The organism is Salegentibacter sediminis (genome assembly GCF_002078605.1).
GTDB classification, from domain to species: domain Bacteria; phylum Bacteroidota; class Bacteroidia; order Flavobacteriales; family Flavobacteriaceae; genus Salegentibacter; species Salegentibacter sediminis.
Genome location: NZ_MSJR01000001.1, coordinates 230,685 through 251,327, shown reverse-complemented (window position 1 = coordinate 251,327; position 20,643 = coordinate 230,685). Strand labels below are relative to the sequence as shown.

Sequence of the window (20,643 nt, the reverse complement as noted above, 5' to 3'; positions counted from 1 at the left end):
AGCTTCAGAAGAGGGAATTTTAAAATAGCGTATAGGTCGCTTTGCGCTGCTTTAGAATTGATTATCTTTGCGCAAGCTTAAAAATCGCCTATGATTCAGTCAATGACAGGTTTCGGAAAAAGCGTAACGCAACTTCCGGCCAAAAAGATCACCGTAGAGATCAAGTCGCTCAACAGCAAAAATCTTGATGTAAACGCACGAATTCCTTCGCAATATCGCGAAAAAGAACTTCAGCTAAGAAACACCATTTCTAAATCCCTCACCCGCGGGAAAATAGACTTTTCTCTTTTTGTAGAGATCACCGGAGAGGAAACCACGGCTTCGGTAAACCCTGGGGTTGTAAAGAAATACATTCAGCAGCTAAAAAATATTGTCGACGGCGATGAAACCGAATTGCTGAAAATGGCTGTAAGAATGCCAGATGCGTTGAGTACCGCCCGGGAAGAAATCGACGAGACTGAATTTAAGGCTATAGAAGATGCAGTAATTGAAGCGCTGGAAGAAATCAACGATTTTAGAAGCGCAGAGGGTAAAGCTTTGGAAAAAGACCTTAAATTAAGGGTTGAGAATATTGACCGCCTGCTCCAGGAGGTGATTGAAATCGACCCCGAAAGAGTGGAAGCCGTAAGGGAACGCTTAAAAAAAGGCGTAGCCGATCTCAAGGAAAATGTTGATGAGAACCGATTTGAACAGGAACTGGTTTATTATATCGAGAAATTCGATATCACCGAAGAAAAGGTGAGGCTGGAAAACCACCTGGAATATTTTAAAGAAAGCATCAATTCTGAAGATTCTAACGGAAGAAAACTGGGCTTTATCTCTCAGGAAATGGGTCGGGAGATCAATACTATTGGCAGTAAATCCAATTTCGCACCTATGCAACAACTTGTGGTTCAGATGAAGGATGAGCTGGAAAAAATAAAAGAACAACTCTTAAACGTACTCTAAATGAGCGATGGCAAACTTATCGTGTTTTCGGCGCCTTCGGGCTCGGGAAAGACCACGATAGTCCAACATTTATTAAAGCAGAAAGAACTTAACCTGGAATTCTCGATCTCGGCGACTTCCCGAGCCCCACGCGGGGATGAAGTTGATGGGCAGCACTATTATTTCCTTTCTACTGAAGATTTCAAGAAAAAGATAAAAAACGACGAGTTCCTGGAATGGGAAGAAGTCTACCGCGATAATTTCTACGGAACTTTAAAAGCAGAGGTAGAACGCATCTGGGCGAAAGGGAAAAACGTGATCTTCGATATTGATGTGGTTGGCGGACTCGATATTAAAAATATCTATCCAGAAAAAACCCTTGCTGTTTTCGTTAAACCGCCCAGCATCGAAGAATTAAAAATTCGATTGAAAAAGCGGAAGACCGAGAGCGACGACAAGATAAATATGCGGGTGGCAAAAGCATCGATAGAACTGGCCACGGCTCCTCAATTCGATTTTATAATCGAAAATCATCACCTGGGCACGGCGCTTAAGGAAGCTTATGAGCTGGTGGCGAGTTATGTAAAAGCAGAAAAGCCAGCAGAAAATGAATAAAAAGATAGGCTTGTTCTTCGGCACTTTTAATCCGGTGCATATCGGGCATCTAATTATCGCCAATCATATGGCCGAATTCTCAGACCTGGATGAAGTTTGGCTGGTAGTTACCCCTCACAATCCCTTTAAAAAGAAGAGCAGCTTGCTGGAAAATCATCATCGCCTGGAAATGGCGTATAAGGCTTGCGAAGGCTACGAAAATTTAAAACCCAGCGATATCGAATTTGGCCTACCTCAGCCCAATTACACTGTTACCACCCTGGCCCATCTTCAGGAAAAACATCCTACAAATGAATTTTGCCCCATTATGGGGGAAGACAACCTGAAAAGCTTTCACAAGTGGAAGAATTACGAGGTGATCCTTGAAAATCATCAGATCTATGTTTACCCGAGAATTGCTGTCGGGAAGCCCGCAGAACAATTCAAGGAGCACTCAAAGATCACCCGGGTTGCAGCCCCGGTGATGGAAATTTCTTCGACTTTCATTAGACGAGCGGTAAAAGAGGGAAAAAATATAAAACCAATGCTTCCATCTGCGGTTTGGGATTATATCAAGCTGATGAATTTTTATAAGTAATCGTTTATACGATAATCAGAAAATAAAAATCCCGCGGTGTTATCGGGATTTCACTTTTATTTAAAGAAAGACTGTTTAAAAACCCTTTTGGTCGTTCAGTTTAGCTGATTGAACCTACTTTTTTCATCGTGGAACTACAAGCTGTAGGACGTCGTCTGCCCTCAAAGTAACTTCCTCAAAACTTTTAAACAGTCTTAACTTCTATTTTTTCTCCAGGTGTGGCACTCTAAGCACCTGCCCGGGATATATCTTATCGGGATCTTTTAGCATAGGTTTATTTGCTTCAAAGATCACCGGGTATTTCATGGCATCTCCATAATGTTCCTTTGCGATCTTGCTTAAAGTATCTCCGCGTTCTACGGTATGAAACTTAGCTTCGGGCTCCGTCTTATCTACCGTCATTCTATCGTCCACCTTGGCAATTCCTTCTGAATTTCCTACCACCAAGACTACTTTTTCCTTAGTGCTTTGGTTCTCTGCCTTTCCGGTAATGGTGGCGATATCATCTTCAATCTTAATATTTAGATTTTCCACCTGTAATTTAAGATCTCGCAGGGTAGTCTCCAATTTTGAGGCCGCCTTAACGTTTTCACGATCTGCTTTTTCGCGGGTATTTTCTGTTCTTTCGGTTGGCTTTTCAGCCTCTTTTTTATCCCGGCCAAAGATTTTTTCTCCGGCATCTTTAATAAATGAAAATACTCCCATCTTTTTAGATTTTATTAATTTACAGTAAATTACGAAAGCATAATCATTCTATTTCCAAAAGTCGTCCTAAAATTTTGTTAGATTTCTAAGCAAAAAACGCCGGAAGACCACAAGATCCAACGGCGTTTTTCAAACTAAATAACCAACCAAAAAAACTAAGAAAATCCATTCTTCTCCTTTTTGGAATAAAGAACAAACAAATAACGGGCTGCCTTTCAGAAAGATTGCTTTCTTGGTTTATTTTAACATGTTAAAATTTAAGCCATTAGCCCTTATCCCATACCACATCTAATTTCCACGGTTTCTATATCCTTTTATTTTGTTTATTTTTGGCAATAGAAAATCTAATTATGGAAAAATCTCCTTCTTTTGCCGTTATTGGCGGAGGCAGCTGGGCGACTGCAATTGTAAAAATGCTTAGTGAAAACGTAGACACCATTCATTGGTATATGCGAAGTACTTATGCCATTGAGCACCTGAAGAAACAGGAACACAATCCTAATTATCTTAGCTCGGTAGAATTTGATATCAACCAACTCGACCTTAGTTCTGACATCAACGAAACCGTTAAAGCAGCCGATTATCTAATCTTTGCCATTCCTTCGGTTTTTCTCAAAAGAGAGCTAGACAGTTTGGAAGTTCCCCTGGAAGGAAAAGTGATCTTTTCGGCAATAAAAGGGATCGTTCCCGAAAGCAGCCTCATTGTTGGAGAACACTTTGAGCAATTCCATAATGTGCCCGCCGAAAATATAGGAGTGATTACCGGGCCTTGCCACGCCGAAGAAGTGGCCCTGGAGCGCCTTTCTTATCTCACCATTGCCTGCAGCGATGAAGAAAAAGCAAAAATTGTTGCCAAACATCTAAGCAGTGAATACATAAAATGTAAGATAAGCGATGATGTTACCGGCACCGAATATGCCGCGATGCTTAAAAACATTTATGCAATTGCCGCAGGGATTGCGCATGGACTGGGATACGGAGATAACTTCCAGAGTGTGTTGATGAGTAATGGCATTCGTGAGATGAAGAAATTCATCAAGAAAGTACATAAGATGAAACGTAACATCAATGACTCTGCCTATCTTGGTGATCTCCTGGTAACCGGATATTCAGTATTTAGCCGCAACCGTATGTTCGGAAATATGATCGGGAAGGGCTATACCGTAAAAAGCGCCCAAATGGAAATGAGTATGATCGCTGAAGGTTATTATGCCACCGAAAGCGCTTACAAGATCAACAAGGAAAAAGGAGCGAAAACCCCAATTATCAATGCCGTGTATGGTATTCTGTACGAAGGAAAAAATCCGAAGAAGGTATTTAAAAAGCTTGCAGAAAAACTGGATTAGCTACTGAAGAGTTATTTCAGTAAAATTCCTTTTTCAGGAATTAAAGGAAGTTCATGCAACGCTTTTTCGTTTATGCTATTTTTTCTGAAAAGAAATTTCTTTTCAAACATCTTATTTTCAGCAAAAAAAGTAACCTGAAATTCATTGTTCAAGGCCAGTACTTCTTCCTGAAGGAATTCAACCTTGGCGAAAGATTTAGGTGGAAGCTTTTCAATCTTATGGCGCATTACCGAAGTCTGGTCTTTATCTGAAAAACCCCGGCTCACGATAAGCACCATTTCCAGGGCATCATCACGGTCGTTTATGAGGTAGGCATTCCATTCTTCTGCCTGAAAATCTTTATTGAATTGTTTGACGGCCGCCAAATAAACTCCTTCAACTTTAGGTATTTCAATGTCTTTTTTCACTAATCTTGAATCTTATTTTTAGCCCATTTATATAAGCCCCAAAGCGCTAGCGCCGCAATTCCTAATAGAATAGCTCCTAAGGCCAGTTCAATAATCTCTACAACTACCAATATGATTATAACGGCCAGAACGATAATACCAAGGATGACTAAACCAACTGTTTTCATAAGTATTTATTTCTTTACAAGTTAATCATCCCCGGGAAATTTCCGAAGAATTCGTTTAAATAGAAGATTTAAACTGCTCCAGAAATCGCACATCGTTCTCGTAGAACATCCTGATATCCCCTATTTGATACAGCAGCATTGCAATTCTTTCTATCCCCATTCCGAAAGCAAAACCGGAATATTCGGTAGGATCGATATTACAATTTCTAAGCACATTTGGATCTACCATTCCGCAGCCCATAATCTCCAGCCATCCGGTACCTTTGGTAATGCGGTAGTCGGTTTCGGTTTCAAGGCCCCAATAGATATCAACTTCGGCACTGGGCTCGGTAAAAGGAAAATAAGAAGGTCTGAGCCTTATTTTTGATTTTCCGAATAGCTGCTTAGTGAAATACAATAAAGTTTGCTTAAGATCGGCAAAGCTTACATCTTTATCTATATACAGGCCTTCCACTTGATGGAAAATACAGTGAGAACGGGCCGAAATAGCCTCATTTCTAAAAACCCGGCCGGGAGAAATAGTTCTAATCGGCGGTTGGTTATCTTCCATATATCTAACCTGCACCGAAGAGGTGTGGGTACGTAACAAGATGTCGGGATCTGTCTGGATAAAGAAAGTATCTTGCATATCGCGAGCCGGGTGATATTCCGGCAAATTCAAGGCAGTAAAGTTATGCCAATCGTCTTCAATTTCGGGTCCTTCAGAAACGTTGAAACCAATATTAGAGAAAATCTCGATAATCTGGTTCTTTACGATAGATATGGGGTGGCGGGCACCAATCTCTATGGGTTCGGCAGGGCGGGAAAGATCGCCATAAACTCCTTTTTCTTCCTGCTTGCTTTCAAGAACCTCTTTAAGGGAAGTCACTTTAGCTTCAGCTGCCTGCTTCAGACTATTCACGGCCTGACCGAAATCTTTTTTCTGCTCTTTGGGCACCGATTTGAATTCGGCGAAAAATCCATTTAAAATTCCTTTTTTTCCCAGGTATTTTATTCGGAAAGCTTCAATTTGGTCGGCCGTTTCAGCATTAAAAGCTTCAACTTCAGCAATATGTTCCTTTATTTTATCTATCATGGATGCTTTTCTTTTTCAGAAGGGCAAATTTAGTAAAAATGAATTTTTCAGCAGGGATTTAATCTATATAACCATTCTGAATAAAATATTGCACGATAGCTTCTTTCATCAGCACGCTTTGTTCCCCGGCTTTAAGTACCGGTAATTGCTCCAGGATTTTATAGTGTGGCCAGCCGTCGTCATCAAAATAATCGAATTCATAATAGCCATAAGGCTCCAAAAGTCTACATATAGCAATATGCATAAGATCAATTTTATGGTCTTTTTTGAATTTGCGATGTACCTGCCCCAGTTCCTGGACCCCAATCACATATATTATAGCGTCAAGGTCCATCAATTCTCCGTCTGCAAACTGCGCTGAAAGCTTTTTTTGTAAGCCTTCCCAGCGTCCTTTTAATTGTTCATCTCTTGCCATAGCGCAAAGATAATATCTTACTTATTGAAATTACTATATTTGGTGTATGAATACAATTGATATTGTGCTTGCCCTAATCTTGGTGTACGGGTTGGTTAGAGGTTTTTTCCGAGGTTTGCTGGCAGAGGTAGCCTCTCTGGTTGGCATTTTTGTTGGAATATATGGAGCAATACATTTCTCTCATCTTCTGGCCGACTTCTTTTCAGAAAAAATGGGTTGGGATACTCAATATGTAAACCTAATCGCTTTCGCTATCACCTTTGTTTTAATCGTATTTCTTATCTCCCTCGCGGGGAAAGTACTCACTAAAATTGCCGGTTTTGCAGCATTAGGTTTGGTTAATAAATTCCTGGGAGGTGCTTTTGGTTTAATTAAAGTTGCTTTTCTGGCCAGTGTGGTCATAATGTTCTTTAAGGCTACCAATGAAGAAATTGATATCGTTTCTGAAGAAATCCTGGAGCAATCGGTGCTGTATGGGCCCATCGAGAGTATTGCCCCCATCTTCTTACCTTCTATTTTAAGGGAAGCCCAAAAACACGATCTCTTAGAGGGTTTTGACGAACTCACTGAAGAAAAAGAGGCCCGGGATTAACCGGACCTCCAATAGAGAAAATTTAAGATCGATTATATATTCAACTGATAAATGCCTTCCAACTGACTGTTGTTCTCAACAGTTACATTAAGGTCTTTGATTATCCCCGAGCCTACTCCGTACACCCAGCCGTGCAACTGTAAACCTTGTCCCTTTTGCCATGCACCCTGTACAATTGAAGTCTTGGAAAGATCGTAAACCTGTTCCTTAACATTAAGCTCAACATATCTATCCTGACGCTCCTTTTCATCTTCAATGGCATCAAGCTCATCCTTATGAAGCCTGTAGACATCTTTAATATGTCTTAGCCAGTTATCGATAAGACCAATTGTTTCGTGACCCATGGCAGCCGCAACGCCACCACAGCCATAGTGACCACAAACAATCACGTGTTTAACCTTAAGGGCATTCACTGCATAATCGAGTACGCTAAGCATATTCATATCGCTGTGCACAACCATATTGGCAATATTACGGTGTACAAAAACCTCTCCCGGCTCTGCACCAATGATCTGGTTGGCCGGCACACGGCTATCGGCACAACCTATCCACAGAACCGGCGGTTGCTGACCTTCAGCCAGTTTTTTGAAATAATTGGGATCTTCGCTTAATTGGCTTTCTACCCACTTTTTATTGTTTTCTTTAAGTTTTTTATAAAATGCGTCCATAGCTAAAATTTTTTAAGTAATTAAATTAGTATAATTAGTTTAAACAGGCATATCCAGTCCAAAGAATTTTCGATAACTATCAGGATTCTCCACAGTACCCCGGTCTGAAATTAGTTTAATAGTGATATTTTTTCTTCTTGCTTTGATAGCGAATTCATCAAGAATTTCCAGGATATCATAATCCAGTACCCGGGTCTTTGAAACATCCAGACGTACGGTTGCACCTTCAGGCAGCGCATTAAGCTCCCGGATTATTGCTCCTTTATTCAGGAATGTAACTTCTTCGGCCAGGGTGATTTGATATTGTCCGTCAGGAATATCAAAACCTTCTTTATGAAGAAAATGGGAGTTTTTATAACTATTAATTAGAATAACAGATATCCCTACTAATAGTCCAAGTCCAATTCCCATGAGAAGATCGGTAAACACTACTCCGGCTACTGTTATCACGAAGGGTAAAAACTGGGATTTCCCTAAAGTATACATTTGTTTAAACAAAGCAGGTTTTGCCAGTTTATATCCTACTATTAATAGTACGGCTGCCAGTACGGCAAGAGGAATCATATTAAGCAGGCTGGGTATGGCAATGATAGACCCCAGGATTAGAAATCCGTGCATTATAGTTGACAGTTTTGTTTTTCCGCCAGATTGCGTATTCGCCGAGCTCCTAACTATTACCTGGGTGATAGGCAAGCCCCCAATAAAACCTGAAACCATATTTCCTGTCCCCTGGGCAAAAAGCTCCCTATTTGTAGGAGTGGTCCTTTTTTCAGGATCAATCTTGTCAATGGCCTCCACACTTAAAAGTGTTTCCAAACTGGCGACAATAGCGATGGTAATGGCTACGATCCAGACTTCAGAATTTCCAATTTGAGTAAAATCGGGTAACGTGAATTGAGCAAAGAAGGAAGAAACGTCATCTGGCACGGGCACGGCTACCAATTGGCTGTCACCTATTCCAAATGTTCCTGCGGGAACAAGCAGATAATACAGGACCCCAAACGCCACAGCCACCAGAGATCCCGGCACCAGTTTGAAGATCTTATGTTTATGCACCAGAATATTCTCCCATGAAAGAAGGATGGTTAAAGCCACAAGAGTAAGAATAACAGCCCCTGGAGAAATCATTTGTGCAAACTGCCCAAAAGCAGCAATAATTCCGTCGCTATAATTGAAAAATTCAAGGTTTGCGCCATTAAGGCCAAACACATTAGGGATTTGTGAAATCGCAATGGTGATTCCAATCCCGGCCAGCATTCCTTTGATCACTGAGGAAGGAAAATAATAACCGATGATTCCGGCTTTTAAGACGCCAAGAATAATCTGGAAAGCTCCCGCGATTACTACCGCTAGTAAAAAACTTTCGAATGCTCCAAGGCTTTCGATGGCACTAAGTACAATAACCGCCAGCCCGGCTGCCGGGCCACTTACTCCAAGCTGTGCCCCAGAAAGAGCACCCACAACTATCCCACCGACCATACCGGCGATTAAACCGGAAAAAAGTGGCGCACCACTGGCCAGGGCAATACCCAAACACAAAGGAAGGGCAACGAAAAATACAACTATACTGGCAGGAAAATCTTTATTAAAATGTTTAAACATATATACAGGTTTTGAAAGGAGATTTAAAAACCTCCTTAAAGCTTACTTTAAAATTGAAAAATGAAAAATTAGAGGATGTTTACAATCTGAAAAGATTGCATCACTATCATTTATCCCCATTAAAAAACGGGAATACCATATAATCCTCAATAAATAGTAAGATTAAACCTGTTTAGGTGGAGGTGAGATAACATCGAGAAAAACCACCGGATAAGCCTCGGTATAGTAATGTCCCGGGTTCTTCTGTTCCTGAAGAAAGTGAATACTAAGGTAATTTGAATGAGTTTCTTCCAGGTTAAATTCAAGATTTATCTGGGTTTTAGAACTCTCTTCTTCGTTTACACTAAAGGCCATAGAAACATCTGCCGATTTATCTATCAAGACCACAAAACTTGGAGTAGCCAGAAAGGTCACGAATAAAAAGGCAAGTATGTAAGCTGTTTTTTTCACTTTGGGCAAAAATAGGCTTCTTCTAAGAATAACAATAGACCTTAACGATAATTTATCGTTAAGCAGATATCAAGTCTCCTTATAGTTTCCTCAGGTTTTCATGGAGGGTCCAACCCTGGGTCCCATTGGCTAGTTCCAGTTTAACCCAGCCTTGAAAGTCTTCAAGCACCCTGGCCTTGGTGCCTTCGTGAAGTGTGAAAGTATTCCCGGCTCGTTGACTTGGCTCATTTCTCACTTCAGCCTCTTCTACATAAATAATCGCAAATTCATTATTTAGTTGGTGGTCCTGCTGTTTAAAGGCAAAAAACACTGATACCGCCATCATAATGAACATAAAAACAGCTCCACTAAAAAAGATTCGCTTAGCTAAGGTTTGGGGATGGAAATAATATATCACAAAGAAAACTGCAAGCAACACCGAACCAATTATAGCCATAACGCCCCAGGTATTATAGGAAAACATGGAGATAAGCTCATTAATGGACGCGGAAAAACCGGTGGCTTCCGCGTCGGGAATAGCATCCAAGGTCATATTACGGGCAAAATCCAGATTGTTTTGTACATCCTCATCATTGGGATCAAGTTGGAGAGCTTTTTCATAGTAATAGATACTGGGTCCCACATTATTAAGTTTATAATGAGAATTACCCAAATTATAATAAACCGGGACCGATGTCTCGTCATTTTCAATAATCTGTTCGTACAGAGAGATTGCTTCCTCATAATTCCCTTCAGCGTATTGGGAATTGGCCTTTTCGAAAAGTGCTTCGTTCTGGGCCGGCATAACCCAGGAAATAAAAAATATGATGTAGATTAAATTTTTCATATCAAAGCTGTTTATCGAGGGTTGAAATTACTGTAACGGCCTTATCGTAATCCTGTTCCATACTTACTTGCGAAGCTGGCGTATATCTCGCGAATTCACAACTTTTCAACAAATTGGTGAAAGCCATAATATCTTCATCATTAATGCCCTTTTCCTTTAAGATCGCACTTATTTTCTCCTTACTCATCTCTGCCGTCTGGATATGGAGTTTAGCCTTAAGGTAATTATGTAAAGAACGCTCCAGCGCTTCATAGAACTCTTTCTGATCACCTAATTTTTTCTTTGCTTCCGAAAGATACTTCCTGGCCAATCTGTCAGCTTTTTTTATGCGTTTTCCTTTTTCATCGCCAGCTATTTCCAGCCTTTTTCTTCCGAAGAAAATAAGCAAGGGAATTGCAATTATTGGAAGGGCCAGGCTACCCCAGAATACAGGGGAATTAAAAAATGAAGACTGTTCAATGGGCTTTAAATTTGGTTTTAGTTTTATATACCTGAACTGATCTGAAGGCAAAGCCACGGCCTTACTACCTCCCTGTCTTCCTGCAATGGAAGAAGCTGCAGGACCGCGTTTTACATCAATAAGAATCTCTTCAGAAGAAAGGCTGTGATAAGATTCGGTTTTAGGATTGAAATATGAAAAATTTACCGGTTTAATAGGATATTTCCCTTTTTGAGTGGGAACTATGGTGTAATTTTCTGAAATGGTTCCTTCCTGTCCTCTTAAACTAACATTCACATTCTCGCTTCGTTCAGGGTCATAGACCTCGAGAGAAGAGGGTAATTCCAGAACAGGAAGTTCAAAGAGATTTAAGTTTCCATTCCCTTTTACCTCCACAGTGGCCTGTAGTGATTCAGAGGCATCTAATTCGGTTTTGCTGGCTTTAACATCAAAACTGAAATTCCCCACAGCCCCGGTGAAACTTAGGGGTTTCCCCTCCTCAGGGAGAGGTTTCACATCCAGTGTCCTGGTGCTGGAACTCACGGTTTTATTAATCGTTTTATACAATCGCCGACCAAAAAGATCTCTGCGCTCTCCGGGAACATCTACCGAAATAGAAAGGGTAAGCGGTTCTATTTCCAGCTCTCCCGTCTTCTGCGGATAAAGTATACTTTTGCGCAGTTCCACATAGCGATAGGGTTCCCCCTTATATTCGCCATTTTCTACTCTTAATTCCCTGATATCTATGTTCTGACTCCAGAAATCGGTAAAATTAGGACTGTCTACCTCGCGCCAGTCGCTAACACTTATATTGGGGCTCACATATAACTTATACACTACGGTAACTGCCTCATTAAGGTAGGGATCAGCTTTTGAGACTTCAGCGATTAAATGGAGGTTTTCGGCTGCCACAATTTCGGCATCATTACCATCGGTAGGTTTTTCTACAGCAGCTGTCACCTCAATATCTACGGGGGAGGTTTTATAGGTGGTTTCATCTATGATGATCTCTGCCTGGCCAATGGTTTTATTCCCCCTTGATTTTGGTTGAAGAAAAAAAGAATAGGTTTTAGAATAGGAACGTTTTCCATTCACAAAACTCTGGCTCACCGATTGGTTTGGTCCCCCTACCACGGTGAATCCTGCAAATGATGGCGGTCTGAAGTTATCGCCATCTTTATTCATTTCAAAATCAACCCTCAAACGTTCATTAACCCCAAGCTTGTTTTTGCTAACCTTCGCTTCAAATTTTACCTGGGCCTGCACGCCGGCGGCCATTAGAAATAAAATGCTTATAAATAGATATTTTAATTTCATATTGCTTTAAAAACCCTGTTTTCCCGGCTTTCTTTTCTGCAAAAATTTTACCAATCTTTATCAGTCTTCACTTTGGCACCTTTTGCCTTTTCGGCATTTATTTTATCCTGAACTTTTCGTTCTTCATTATTCATGGCTTCCAGCAAGCTTTTTATCTGCTCTGGAGACAGTTGTCCTTGCTGTGGTTGAGGTTGTGCTTGTGGTTGCTCTTGCTGGTCACCCTCTTCCTGCTGCTCCTGTTCCTGGTCCCCTTCGTCTTCATTTTCATCTTCCTGCTGTTCTCCCTCATCTTTCTTTTCTTCCTCTTCTCCCTGATCTTTTGATTCCTGCTCATTTTCACCATCACCTCCCTGGTTTTCCTGGTCTTCCTGCTGCTCCTGATTTTCTTCCTGATCCTGATCCTGGTTATCACCTCCCTCGCCATCATCCTGTTCATCCTGTTGTTGCTGTTCTTCTTCCAGCATCTTCTTGGCTAAGGCAAGATTATAACGGGTTTCCTCATCGCTGGGATTATTTCTAAGGGCCTCCTTATAAGCCTTTACAGCCTCCTTATATTTTTTCTGTCTCATAAAGGAATTCCCTAAATTATGGAAGGCTTTATGTTTTGTTTCTTTCGAATCGGCGATTTCTCCAGCCTGATTTAGCCGTTCCCCGGCTTCAGCTGGTTTTTCTTTGTTATAATAGAGGTTTCCCAAATTATATTTTGCTGTAGGGTTGCCCGGGTCTTTGGCTATGGCTTTACGATATGCGGCTTCCGCAGCTGCAAAATCATTTTCTGAAAGAGCATCCTCGGCCTCCTGTAAATAAATTTCGGCTTCAGCCTGGTCTTTGCTGTTGTTTTCCTGGGCTTTTACCTGCAACCCGAAAAATATTATCAACAACATCAAAACAGCTTTTATTATGTTCAAACGGTAGCTCATCCTATTTCTCCTCCTTTTTATTTCGCTCATTAAACAAGTTAAGCTTCCTCACCCAGGCGGTTTTTCGCTCCAACAGGAAGATATCCAATAACAGCAAAATTACGGCCAAACCTAAAAACCATTGAAATTGCGATTTATACTCAGCAAATTGCCTCGCTTCGAATTCGGTTTTTTCAATATCCTGAAGGGCGTCCATCACCTGGGTTATCACCTCTGAAGTCACCCTACCATCTATATATTTTCCATTGGTTTCAGAGGCTATACTCCTTAAGGTCTCTGAATTTAATTTGGTAATAACCGTTTCGCCCTGGGCATCCTTTTTGTAATTCTGAATTACATTATTGCGTTTAATAGGAATAGGCCCGCCTTTCTCTGTCCCTACACCAATGGTAAAAACCCTAATTCCTGCGTTGGCAGCCTCTTCAGCAATATCTTCGGTATTTCCTTCGTGGTCTTCCCCGTCACTAATAATAAAGAGCATCCTGTTTGTCTGGCTATCCTCATCATAAAAAGTAGTAGCCAGTTTAATCGCCTCGCTAATTGCCGTTCCCTGGGAGGAGATCATATCGGTATTTAATGCCTGTAAAAACATTTTTGCCGAAGCATAATCGGTGGTGATCGGTAATTGCGGAAAAGCACTTCCCGCATAGGCGATAAGCCCTACACGGTCACTCCCCAGGTTGTCCAGTATCTGTCGCACCAATTGCTTGGATTTATCAAGTCGGTTAGGGGCAATATCCTCGGCTTCCATACTTTTGGAAACATCTATAGCAAAAACAATGTCTACTCCCTCCCGCTTCACGGTTTCCATTTGAGAACCAATCTTCGGATTAACCATCGCAATTACCAAACTTCCCAAAGCTAAAAGAATAAGCAAGATTTTAAGCCAGGGTTTAAAAACCGAGCGGTTTGGGCTAAGCTGAGAAAACATGGAAGGATTGGCGAATTTCCTGCGAATGCGTTTCTGCCAGATCCTGTAGGCCAGGAAAACGAGCAGGACCACCGGAAGCGCCAGCAATAACCAAAAATATATTTTCTCTTCTAACAACATACTCTTTAAATAAAACTCCTGAATAGCGTATACCTTAGCAATATTTCAAATAATAGCAAAGCTCCTGCCAGCAAAACCAAAGGCCGGAATTTTTCATCATAATTATAATATCTGAATTCTTCTATTTCAGTTTTTTCCAGGCTATCTATTTCTTCGTAGATCTCTTCCAGCTTTTCATTGTTGGTAGCCCGAAAATATTTACCGCCGGTATCGGCTGCTATTTGTTTCAATAATTCTTCATCTATCTCTACCTGCACATTCCCATATTGAAATCTGCCATTGGGTAAAATCCCAATTGGTGACAAGGCTGTACCATTGCTACCAACACCAATGGTATAGGTTTTTATCCCATATTCCACTGCGAGCTCACTGGCCACTTTAGGATCTATAAAGCCCGAATTATTAACCCCATCGGTCAACAAAATTATCACCTTACTTTTTGCTTCACTGTCTTTTAAACGGTTAACCGAGGTTGCTAAGCCCGAACCAATGGCAGTGCCATTCTCTAAAATATCGTTGTATTCTATCTCTTCCAAAGCCCGCATCACGATACCTTTATCGCTGGTAACCGGGGTTTTGGTGTAGCTCTCTCCCGCGTACAAAACCAGGCCTAATCTGTCGGCAGGTCTACCTTTTACAAATTCTATGGCCACCTCCTTAGTTGCATCCAGCCGGTTTGGCTGAAGATCACGTGCAAGCATACTTGCCGATACGTCTACGGCAATAATAATATCTATTCCCTGAGTACTGCTGCTTCTGGTTGATACATCTACCGTTCGGGGGCGAGCCATCGCAACAATTATGAGTGCCAGCGCAAGAAGCCGTAATACCAGGAGTATTGGTCTTAATTTTGCCAGTATCGAGCTTTTGGCTTTGAATCCCCCCAGACTGGAGATCTTTAATTCGGCAGTTTGACGGTGCCGTTTCCAAAAATACCAGCCTATAGCCGGCAGCAGTAAAAGCAGCAGCCAGAAAAACTCAGGATTCTCGAAAGTGACATTATTGAACATTAGTTGCTTTCTTTATTAAATTCCACCGAATCGATGAGGCGTTTCGAAATCTCCTCAGCATAGGTATCACCTTCATTATATATCACCATAATTTGTTCGAAACCACTGTTTTCAACGAAATTCAGAATTTCATAGGTGTTGGTTACCGCTCTGCCGGTTACAGGATCCTCAATTTCCAAAGTTCCGAAGATCTTTATTCCCTCAACTCCACTTAAGGTACTAAATTCTTCTTCCTTCATTATAATATTACGAGCTCCCTGTTGTTCAAGCATTGTATAAATACCATCCACAGATTTTTCCAGATCAAAATCTGTTTCCCCACTGAATTTCACCGTGGTGAGGGAAGTATAAAAATTACTAACCGGGCTGCCATATACAAAGGTTTCACTACCCAGCATCATTTGTTTTGTTTCCTCCGGAAGATCTAATTCTGTCCTTATTAAAACCTCGGGAGTAGTAATTAAAACTGAAGGGTTTCCATATTCACTTCGAATCCATTCCCCTTCCAACAACTCTTTGGTTGGATGTCCCAGGAGGCTGTCTCTAACCTCATAAAACCCTTTAGATATGATAAACGTTGTAAAAGATCCAATTATTAAAAGTGAGGCCAAAACCGCAGCTATTATCACTCTTTTTTGTTTTCTCTTTCTTTCCCGGGTTTCCTGGGAAGCCTCATCTTTCCTAATTTCTTCTTCGGAAGGCTCCGGGATGGAAGCTTTTACTTCTTCTATTATATCACCTACCCTGGACCTATCTGATTTGGCGGTAATTACATCAGGTCTGGAATTCGCGAATTTGGCCAGGTCGGCACGGCTAAGGATCACCTTAAGGTCCTGGATGGTTTTTTCGTCCAGCTGAAGTTTCCCCGCATTTTTATTTAGCTCGAGATAGGCTATCAACTCTGAAGTGGTACTTTCCAGAGCACGATCATAGACTTCCCGATCTAAATATTTTCTGGCAGAAAATGTAAGTTGCGAATAATACTCCTTAACTTCTCTCTGCTCCAGCAAGCTTGAATTATCAAGCTGCTGCAACTCAAGGATTACCTGTTCATAAGGTGGAAGCTCTTTTTCTGCCTCTTTTTTCTGTTTTTTTCTGTAGAGATAAAAAACAAGCCCGGCCAAAAGAAGAATAACCAAAACCCACCAGACCCAGGAGGGTATTTTGAAACTCCCCGGCACTTCTACCGAAGGCTTTATGGGATACATTTTCTGCCGGGTGGTATCTACTACTACATCGGCCACCTCAATCAGCATTGAATCAGTAAAAAATTCACGCTGGTTAATAATAACTTTTTGCCGGGGGATTACATAGCTTCCGGAATCGAATTGAGTGAGACTGTATTCTTTAAGAAGTCTGAAACGAGCTTCCAGCTTTGTGGTATCGGCTTTAAAACTCTCAACCACTTCCATAGGAGAAAAACTATCTCCTTCGGGAAAAACAACCAGGTTTGAAGAATCGGTTTCCACTTGAATGCTGTAAAGGATCTGCTCTCCAATTTTTATTGTTGAAGTATCAATTTCAGCATCTACCCGGGTTTGCTGAGCAAAGGAAAATACAGGAATGAGCATCAATAAAAAAAGAATAACCCCTGATAAGGGCATGCTACTTTTATCCTCTATATATTTCCTTTCAGTTAATTTTATCATTTCTCTAACCCCTGCGTTTAAAGTAGCCCAGTAATTTGGTTACGTAACTTTCATCTACCCTGGTATCTATAGTTCCTGCTCCACTTAATCTAAAACTCTCTGTGAAATAATTCTTTCGTTTCCGGTAGAATTCAGCATAATTATTTCTAACCGCTTTTGAGCCCGTATTCACTGTGAGATATTCTCCTGTTTCTTCATCCTGCATCTGTACAATGCCCAAATTTGGAATTTCTTCTTCTCTGCGATCGTACACCCTTATCCCGGTAAGGTCGTGTTTATTCGCCGCAATCTTCAAGGTATGCTGATATTCGTCGGCAATAAAATCTGACAGAAGAAAAACAATAGCTTTTTTCTTTAGCACATTAGAAAGGTATTTTAAAGCTCCGGCAATATCGGTTTTCTTGCCTTCCGGTTTAAATTCTATAAGCTCTCTGATAATTCTCAGGACGTGAGAGCGTCCTTTTTTCGGCGGAATATAAAGCTCAATCTTATCGGTGAAGAGCATCAGGCCAATCTTATCGTTATTCTGAGTGGCAGAAAAAGCCAGGGTTGCTGCAATTTCGGTAATCACTTCCTTTTTGAACTGGGATTGTGTCCCGAACATTTCGGAGCCCGAAACATCTACCATAAGCATTAAGGTGAGTTCGCGCTCTTCTTCAAAAACCTTTACAAACGGCTCGCTATAACGGGCGGTAACATTCCAGTCTATACTTCTTACATCATCGCCAAACTGGTATTGTCTTACTTCGCTAAAGGTCATTCCCCTACCCTTAAAAGCCGAGTGATATTCCCCACCAAACACGTGGTCACTCAACCGGCGGGTTTTTATCTCTATTTTGCGTACTTTTTTTAGTAGTTCTTTGGTATCCATTTTAGCCCTTTCCCGAGTCTGCTTCAAGGAAAGCAGAGATTTGAAGGTTTGTAATTAAGTGAATCAGAAAAAGTCCCAAAAGGGAAGGGAGGTCTAAGGCACTTCTATTTCATTAATGATTTTATTAATAATATCTTCTGAGGTGATATTTTCAGCCTCGGCCTCGTAGGTAATTCCAATCCTGTGGCGCAACACATCGTGTACGACCGCACGAACATCTTCAGGAATTACATAGCCACGCCTTTTAATAAAAGCATAACATTTTGCCGCCATAGCCAAATTGATACTTCCCCTGGGAGACGCCCCAAAATTTATTAGGGGTTTGATCTCTTCCAGTTTATACTTTTCAGGCGTACGGGTGGCAAATACGATATCCAGAATATATTTTTCTATTTTTTCGTCCATATAAACCTCCCGAACAGCTTCCTGCGCCCGAAGGATTTGCTCCAGATTAACCACCGGATTTACCTTCGGGAAAGCTCCTTTAAGATTCGATCTTATAATAAGCTGTTCTTCGGCCACCTGAGGATATCTAATAACCGTTTTTAGCATAAACCGGTCTACCTGTGCTTCAGGCAGCGGGTAAGTTCCTTCCTGTTCTACGGGGTTTTGGGTAGCCATTACCAAAAATGGCTTATCCAAAGTAAAGGTTTCTTCTCCAATGGTCACCTGCTTTTCCTGCATAGCTTCCAACAAAGCCGACTGCACCTTGGCTGGAGCCCTGTTAATCTCATCGGCAAGCACGAAATTAGCGAAAATAGGCCCTTTTTTTATGCTGAAATCATTCAGTTTCATATTATAGATCATAGTACCTATAACATCTGCCGGCAAAAGATCGGGGGTAAATTGAATTCTGCTAAAGTTACCGTGAACAGCCTGGGAAAGGGTATTTATGGCGAGTGTTTTAGCCAGGCCGGGAACCCCTTCCAACAAGATATGCCCCTGCCCTAAAAGTCCGATAAGCAAGCGTTCTACCATATGCTTTTGGCCCACAATCACCTTGTTCATTTCGGTGGTAAGGATATCCACAAAAGCACTCTCCCTCTCTATTTTCTCGTTCAAGCTAGCAATATCTATCGAAGCTTCATTTTCTATCATTCTTAATTTTTTTAACGGGAGTGAATATACATACTTCTAAATATGCGCACAAATTGAAAAATCTTTGTCATTTTGGCTGTTAAGAGATGGTTAAAAAAAGAGCGGCCATTTAGGCCGCTCCTTCAGTTAAATCAATACAGGTAAAGATTTATTTTTTTTATTCTGTGCCATCAAGAAAAATAGTTTCAAGATCGGTGGTTCCATCAGCTTCTACAACTACATCATTAATGGTGATCATAGAGTAACCACTGGCTTCCTCGGGAGTAACGGTCACCTTATAAGTTCCTGCAGGCAAGGCGTGTAACACGAACTCCCCGGTCTCGGCAGTATATGCTGAAACAGTATGACTTCCGTTAGTGGCTTTTACCAATGTGCTGAATTCGGTAGGATGTACTTCCCCTACAATCTCTCCAGTATCGGCATAAGCCGAAAGTCTGATTACAGGTTTTAGAATGAAACCTCCATTTCCGGTGGTCACGATAGATTCATCCACATTAAAATCGAGAAGGAATTCATATTCCTCTCCTGCTTCCAGCTCCTGATTTAAATTTAATTTTAATCCCGACTGTTCTGCACTTGGGGTTGCCAAAGGCAGTTCTACCCCGTCAACGGTAACGAAATTATCCGGTCCAAGCACAAGTCTTATCTGGCTAACGAATCCGGCGGGGATTTCAGAATCTGCAAGTAACTGGGTCATTCCACCTGTTAACTCAAGCAGATTATACTGTCCTTCCTGAACATCATCAAGGCTTAGCCAACCTTCTTCATCGGTTACCCCCTGTTCTGCTTCCACCTGAACCATTACATCCTGTACATCAACGGTAACAGCATCATAATCCCCGGGAGCATCTGTCATTCTCACAGTTATTCTTGCGTTTTCCTCCGCAATAGGTTCATCGGTATCATCGTCACTACAACTTGTTAAACCTAAGCCTAATACCGCTAAAAAAATTGCGGGCTTCAGGCTCCATTTTTTAAAAGATCTTTTCATAAGTAGAATTTTTTTATTGTTCGTTGCTTCGATAACGGATAAGAAGGTATTTCATTTTGTTGATAATGTTTAATTAACGAAATTTAACAGGCTTTAACCCTATCTTATAAATACGCCTCAAACAATCATTTAACAAGTTAGACCCTTAAAACAAAAAAATTACGATGAAAACTGCTCTTATAACCGGCGCTTCCAGTGGTATAGGCCGCGCCACAGCAAGGCTTTTGGCCCGGGAAAATATACAATTAATCATCTGCGGAAGAAGAAAGGATCGCCTGGCCAAACTCAGGGACGAACTCCAGGCACTGGTTCCCGTTCATGTTCTACGATTTGATGTTCGGGATAAAGATGAAGTCTTTAAAAATATCAGGCAACTTCCCGAAAAATTTCAAAAAATAGACATCCTGGTCAATAATGCCGGGAACGCCCATGGCCTGGACCCCATTGAAAGCGGTAATACCGATGATTGGGATGCGATGTTGGACATTAATGTAAAGGGCCTTTTATATGTAAGTAAGGCAGTGATTCCGGGAATGATAGAAAGGAAAAACGGTCATATTATCAATATTGGTTCTACTGCCGGGAAAGAAGTTTACCCCAATGGGAATGTATATTGTGCCAGCAAACATGCAGTAGACGCACTTAACCAGGGAATGCGGATAGACCTGAATAAATACAAGATAAAAGTTGGCGCTGTTAATCCCGGCCTTACCCAAACCGAATTCAGCGAGGTGCGTTTTAAGGGAAATACAGAAAAGGCCAAAAAAGTCTACGAAGGCTATAAAGCTCTGGAAGCTCAGGATATTGCTGAAATAATATACTTTATGATAAGCCGTCCTTTGCATGTAAACATTGCCGATCTTACGGTAATGCCCACTGCACAGGCCAACAGCACTACGGTAAATAAAGATTAATGTTTACTTTT

23 protein-coding genes are annotated in these 20,643 nt (G+C 41.2%); 6 read left to right on the top strand and 17 right to left on the bottom strand.

Annotated features, from left to right (window positions below):
* The first annotated feature begins 90 nt into the window (after positions 1 to 90).
* The 3 genes from BUW93_RS01195 to nadD are packed head-to-tail and all read left to right on the top strand — an operon-like array spanning position 91 to position 2,119.
* Positions 91 to 948 (top strand): YicC/YloC family endoribonuclease, encoded by an 858-nt coding sequence (locus tag BUW93_RS01195; RefSeq protein ID WP_081208389.1) that lies wholly within the window; start codon positions 91 to 93, stop codon positions 946 to 948.
* Complete coding sequence (gene gmk / locus BUW93_RS01190) at positions 949 to 1,542, top strand: guanylate kinase (protein WP_081208387.1); 594 nt, start codon at positions 949 to 951, stop codon at positions 1,540 to 1,542.
* Positions 1,535 to 2,119: a nicotinate (nicotinamide) nucleotide adenylyltransferase gene (gene nadD / locus BUW93_RS01185; RefSeq protein WP_081208385.1), complete on the top strand. Its 585-nt coding sequence runs from the start codon at positions 1,535 to 1,537 to the stop codon at positions 2,117 to 2,119. The genes gmk and nadD overlap by 8 nt, the downstream gene beginning before the upstream one ends.
* Before the next feature lie 201 nt (positions 2,120 to 2,320).
* Here nadD and lysM read toward each other — a convergent pair whose 3' ends face one another.
* Positions 2,321 to 2,824 (bottom strand): peptidoglycan-binding protein LysM, encoded by a 504-nt coding sequence (gene lysM / locus BUW93_RS01180; protein ID WP_081208383.1) that lies wholly within the window; start codon positions 2,822 to 2,824, stop codon positions 2,321 to 2,323.
* A gap of 350 nt (positions 2,825 to 3,174) precedes the next feature.
* Between lysM and BUW93_RS01175 the strand changes: the two genes are divergently transcribed.
* Complete coding sequence (locus tag BUW93_RS01175) at positions 3,175 to 4,170, top strand: NAD(P)H-dependent glycerol-3-phosphate dehydrogenase (RefSeq protein WP_081208381.1); 996 nt, start codon at positions 3,175 to 3,177, stop codon at positions 4,168 to 4,170.
* An 11-nt stretch (positions 4,171 to 4,181) separates the two neighbouring features.
* Here BUW93_RS01175 and BUW93_RS01170 read toward each other — a convergent pair whose 3' ends face one another.
* From BUW93_RS01170 to BUW93_RS01160, 4 genes are read right to left on the bottom strand one after another with little or no spacing between them, the layout of a single operon-like run.
* Entirely contained in the window at positions 4,182 to 4,577 is a 396-nt protein-coding gene (locus BUW93_RS01170; RefSeq protein ID WP_081208379.1) for a hypothetical protein, read from the bottom strand.
* Positions 4,577 to 4,744, bottom strand: a complete 168-nt coding sequence (locus tag BUW93_RS14885; protein WP_157893273.1) for a hypothetical protein — start codon at positions 4,742 to 4,744, stop codon at positions 4,577 to 4,579. The genes BUW93_RS01170 and BUW93_RS14885 overlap by 1 nt, the downstream gene beginning before the upstream one ends.
* Positions 4,745 to 4,799: 55 nt before the next feature.
* Positions 4,800 to 5,819 (bottom strand): phenylalanine--tRNA ligase subunit alpha, encoded by a 1,020-nt coding sequence (pheS, locus tag BUW93_RS01165; RefSeq protein ID WP_081208377.1) that lies wholly within the window; start codon positions 5,817 to 5,819, stop codon positions 4,800 to 4,802.
* Between the two features lie 58 nt (positions 5,820 to 5,877).
* Positions 5,878 to 6,234, bottom strand: a complete 357-nt coding sequence (locus BUW93_RS01160) for a hypothetical protein (protein ID WP_081208375.1) — start codon at positions 6,232 to 6,234, stop codon at positions 5,878 to 5,880.
* A gap of 46 nt (positions 6,235 to 6,280) precedes the next feature.
* Here BUW93_RS01160 and BUW93_RS01155 point away from each other — a divergent pair, with 46 nt between their 5' ends.
* Positions 6,281 to 6,826 carry a CvpA family protein gene (locus tag BUW93_RS01155; RefSeq protein ID WP_081208373.1) on the top strand — a complete coding sequence of 182 codons (546 nt, stop codon included), beginning with the start codon at positions 6,281 to 6,283 and terminating at the stop codon, positions 6,824 to 6,826.
* A gap of 32 nt (positions 6,827 to 6,858) precedes the next feature.
* Here the strand turns inward: BUW93_RS01155 and can are convergent, their stop codons facing one another.
* From can to BUW93_RS01095, 12 genes are all read right to left on the bottom strand, one after another.
* A complete protein-coding gene (gene can / locus BUW93_RS01150) occupies positions 6,859 to 7,494 on the bottom strand; it encodes a carbonate dehydratase (RefSeq protein WP_081208371.1) in 636 nt (211 codons plus the stop codon).
* Between the two features lie 39 nt (positions 7,495 to 7,533).
* Complete coding sequence (locus BUW93_RS01145; RefSeq protein ID WP_081208369.1) at positions 7,534 to 9,096, bottom strand: SulP family inorganic anion transporter; 1,563 nt, start codon at positions 9,094 to 9,096, stop codon at positions 7,534 to 7,536.
* Between the two features lie 162 nt (positions 9,097 to 9,258).
* Positions 9,259 to 9,546, bottom strand: a complete 288-nt coding sequence (locus BUW93_RS01140) for a hypothetical protein (RefSeq protein ID WP_081208367.1) — start codon at positions 9,544 to 9,546, stop codon at positions 9,259 to 9,261.
* Positions 9,547 to 9,625: 79 nt separating this feature from the next.
* Positions 9,626 to 10,372 carry a tetratricopeptide repeat protein gene (locus BUW93_RS01135; protein WP_081208365.1) on the bottom strand — a complete coding sequence of 249 codons (747 nt, stop codon included), beginning with the start codon at positions 10,370 to 10,372 and terminating at the stop codon, positions 9,626 to 9,628.
* Position 10,373: 1 nt separating this feature from the next.
* Complete coding sequence (locus BUW93_RS01130; RefSeq protein ID WP_081208363.1) at positions 10,374 to 12,128, bottom strand: BatD family protein; 1,755 nt, start codon at positions 12,126 to 12,128, stop codon at positions 10,374 to 10,376.
* Between the two features lie 47 nt (positions 12,129 to 12,175).
* Positions 12,176 to 13,048 carry a tetratricopeptide repeat protein gene (locus BUW93_RS01125; RefSeq protein WP_081208361.1) on the bottom strand — a complete coding sequence of 291 codons (873 nt, stop codon included), beginning with the start codon at positions 13,046 to 13,048 and terminating at the stop codon, positions 12,176 to 12,178.
* A gap of 1 nt (position 13,049) precedes the next feature.
* Positions 13,050 to 14,099, bottom strand: a complete 1,050-nt coding sequence (locus BUW93_RS01120; protein WP_081208359.1) for a VWA domain-containing protein — start codon at positions 14,097 to 14,099, stop codon at positions 13,050 to 13,052.
* Between the two features lie 5 nt (positions 14,100 to 14,104).
* Positions 14,105 to 15,109, bottom strand: coding sequence for a vWA domain-containing protein (locus BUW93_RS01115; protein ID WP_081208357.1), 1,005 nt, complete (start codon positions 15,107 to 15,109; stop codon positions 14,105 to 14,107).
* Complete coding sequence (locus BUW93_RS01110) at positions 15,109 to 16,758, bottom strand: DUF4381 domain-containing protein (RefSeq protein ID WP_081208355.1); 1,650 nt, start codon at positions 16,756 to 16,758, stop codon at positions 15,109 to 15,111. The genes BUW93_RS01115 and BUW93_RS01110 overlap by 1 nt, the downstream gene beginning before the upstream one ends.
* A gap of 4 nt (positions 16,759 to 16,762) precedes the next feature.
* Positions 16,763 to 17,629 carry a DUF58 domain-containing protein gene (locus BUW93_RS01105; protein WP_081208353.1) on the bottom strand — a complete coding sequence of 289 codons (867 nt, stop codon included), beginning with the start codon at positions 17,627 to 17,629 and terminating at the stop codon, positions 16,763 to 16,765.
* A gap of 93 nt (positions 17,630 to 17,722) precedes the next feature.
* Positions 17,723 to 18,727: an AAA family ATPase gene (locus BUW93_RS01100; RefSeq protein ID WP_081208351.1), complete on the bottom strand. Its 1,005-nt coding sequence runs from the start codon at positions 18,725 to 18,727 to the stop codon at positions 17,723 to 17,725.
* A gap of 157 nt (positions 18,728 to 18,884) precedes the next feature.
* A complete protein-coding gene (locus tag BUW93_RS01095) occupies positions 18,885 to 19,718 on the bottom strand; it encodes a DUF4382 domain-containing protein (protein ID WP_081208349.1) in 834 nt (277 codons plus the stop codon).
* 164 nt (positions 19,719 to 19,882) lie between these two features.
* Between BUW93_RS01095 and BUW93_RS01090 the strand changes: the two genes are divergently transcribed.
* Positions 19,883 to 20,632, top strand: a complete 750-nt coding sequence (locus BUW93_RS01090) for an SDR family NAD(P)-dependent oxidoreductase (RefSeq protein WP_081208347.1) — start codon at positions 19,883 to 19,885, stop codon at positions 20,630 to 20,632.
* Positions 20,633 to 20,643: the final 11 nt, after the last annotated feature.

What these genes read in the sequence shown, in the direction of transcription:
- BUW93_RS14885 (WP_157893273.1), bottom strand. Translation starts at nt 4,744, where the DNA reads ATGAAAACAGTTGGTTTAGTCATCCTTGGTATTATCGTTCTGGCCGTT.
- can (WP_081208371.1), bottom strand. Translation starts at nt 7,494, where the DNA reads ATGGACGCATTTTATAAAAAACTTAAAGAAAACAATAAAAAGTGGGTA.
- gmk (WP_081208387.1), top strand. Translation starts at nt 949, where the DNA reads ATGAGCGATGGCAAACTTATCGTGTTTTCGGCGCCTTCGGGCTCGGGA.
- BUW93_RS01130 (WP_081208363.1), bottom strand. Translation starts at nt 12,128, where the DNA reads ATGAAATTAAAATATCTATTTATAAGCATTTTATTTCTAATGGCCGCC.
- BUW93_RS01095 (WP_081208349.1), bottom strand. Translation starts at nt 19,718, where the DNA reads ATGAAAAGATCTTTTAAAAAATGGAGCCTGAAGCCCGCAATTTTTTTA.
- lysM (WP_081208383.1), bottom strand. Translation starts at nt 2,824, where the DNA reads ATGGGAGTATTTTCATTTATTAAAGATGCCGGAGAAAAAATCTTTGGC.
- pheS (WP_081208377.1), bottom strand. Translation starts at nt 5,819, where the DNA reads ATGATAGATAAAATAAAGGAACATATTGCTGAAGTTGAAGCTTTTAAT.
- BUW93_RS01160 (WP_081208375.1), bottom strand. Translation starts at nt 6,234, where the DNA reads ATGGCAAGAGATGAACAATTAAAAGGACGCTGGGAAGGCTTACAAAAA.
- BUW93_RS01090 (WP_081208347.1), top strand. Translation starts at nt 19,883, where the DNA reads ATGAAAACTGCTCTTATAACCGGCGCTTCCAGTGGTATAGGCCGCGCC.
- BUW93_RS01175 (WP_081208381.1), top strand. Translation starts at nt 3,175, where the DNA reads ATGGAAAAATCTCCTTCTTTTGCCGTTATTGGCGGAGGCAGCTGGGCG.
- BUW93_RS01145 (WP_081208369.1), bottom strand. Translation starts at nt 9,096, where the DNA reads ATGTTTAAACATTTTAATAAAGATTTTCCTGCCAGTATAGTTGTATTT.
- BUW93_RS01135 (WP_081208365.1), bottom strand. Translation starts at nt 10,372, where the DNA reads ATGAAAAATTTAATCTACATCATATTTTTTATTTCCTGGGTTATGCCG.
- BUW93_RS01195 (WP_081208389.1), top strand. Translation starts at nt 91, where the DNA reads ATGATTCAGTCAATGACAGGTTTCGGAAAAAGCGTAACGCAACTTCCG.
- BUW93_RS01105 (WP_081208353.1), bottom strand. Translation starts at nt 17,629, where the DNA reads ATGGATACCAAAGAACTACTAAAAAAAGTACGCAAAATAGAGATAAAA.
- nadD (WP_081208385.1), top strand. Translation starts at nt 1,535, where the DNA reads ATGAATAAAAAGATAGGCTTGTTCTTCGGCACTTTTAATCCGGTGCAT.
- BUW93_RS01100 (WP_081208351.1), bottom strand. Translation starts at nt 18,727, where the DNA reads ATGATAGAAAATGAAGCTTCGATAGATATTGCTAGCTTGAACGAGAAA.
- BUW93_RS01155 (WP_081208373.1), top strand. Translation starts at nt 6,281, where the DNA reads ATGAATACAATTGATATTGTGCTTGCCCTAATCTTGGTGTACGGGTTG.
- BUW93_RS01120 (WP_081208359.1), bottom strand. Translation starts at nt 14,099, where the DNA reads ATGTTGTTAGAAGAGAAAATATATTTTTGGTTATTGCTGGCGCTTCCG.
- BUW93_RS01115 (WP_081208357.1), bottom strand. Translation starts at nt 15,109, where the DNA reads ATGTTCAATAATGTCACTTTCGAGAATCCTGAGTTTTTCTGGCTGCTG.
- BUW93_RS01125 (WP_081208361.1), bottom strand. Translation starts at nt 13,048, where the DNA reads ATGAGCTACCGTTTGAACATAATAAAAGCTGTTTTGATGTTGTTGATA.
- BUW93_RS01110 (WP_081208355.1), bottom strand. Translation starts at nt 16,758, where the DNA reads ATGATAAAATTAACTGAAAGGAAATATATAGAGGATAAAAGTAGCATG.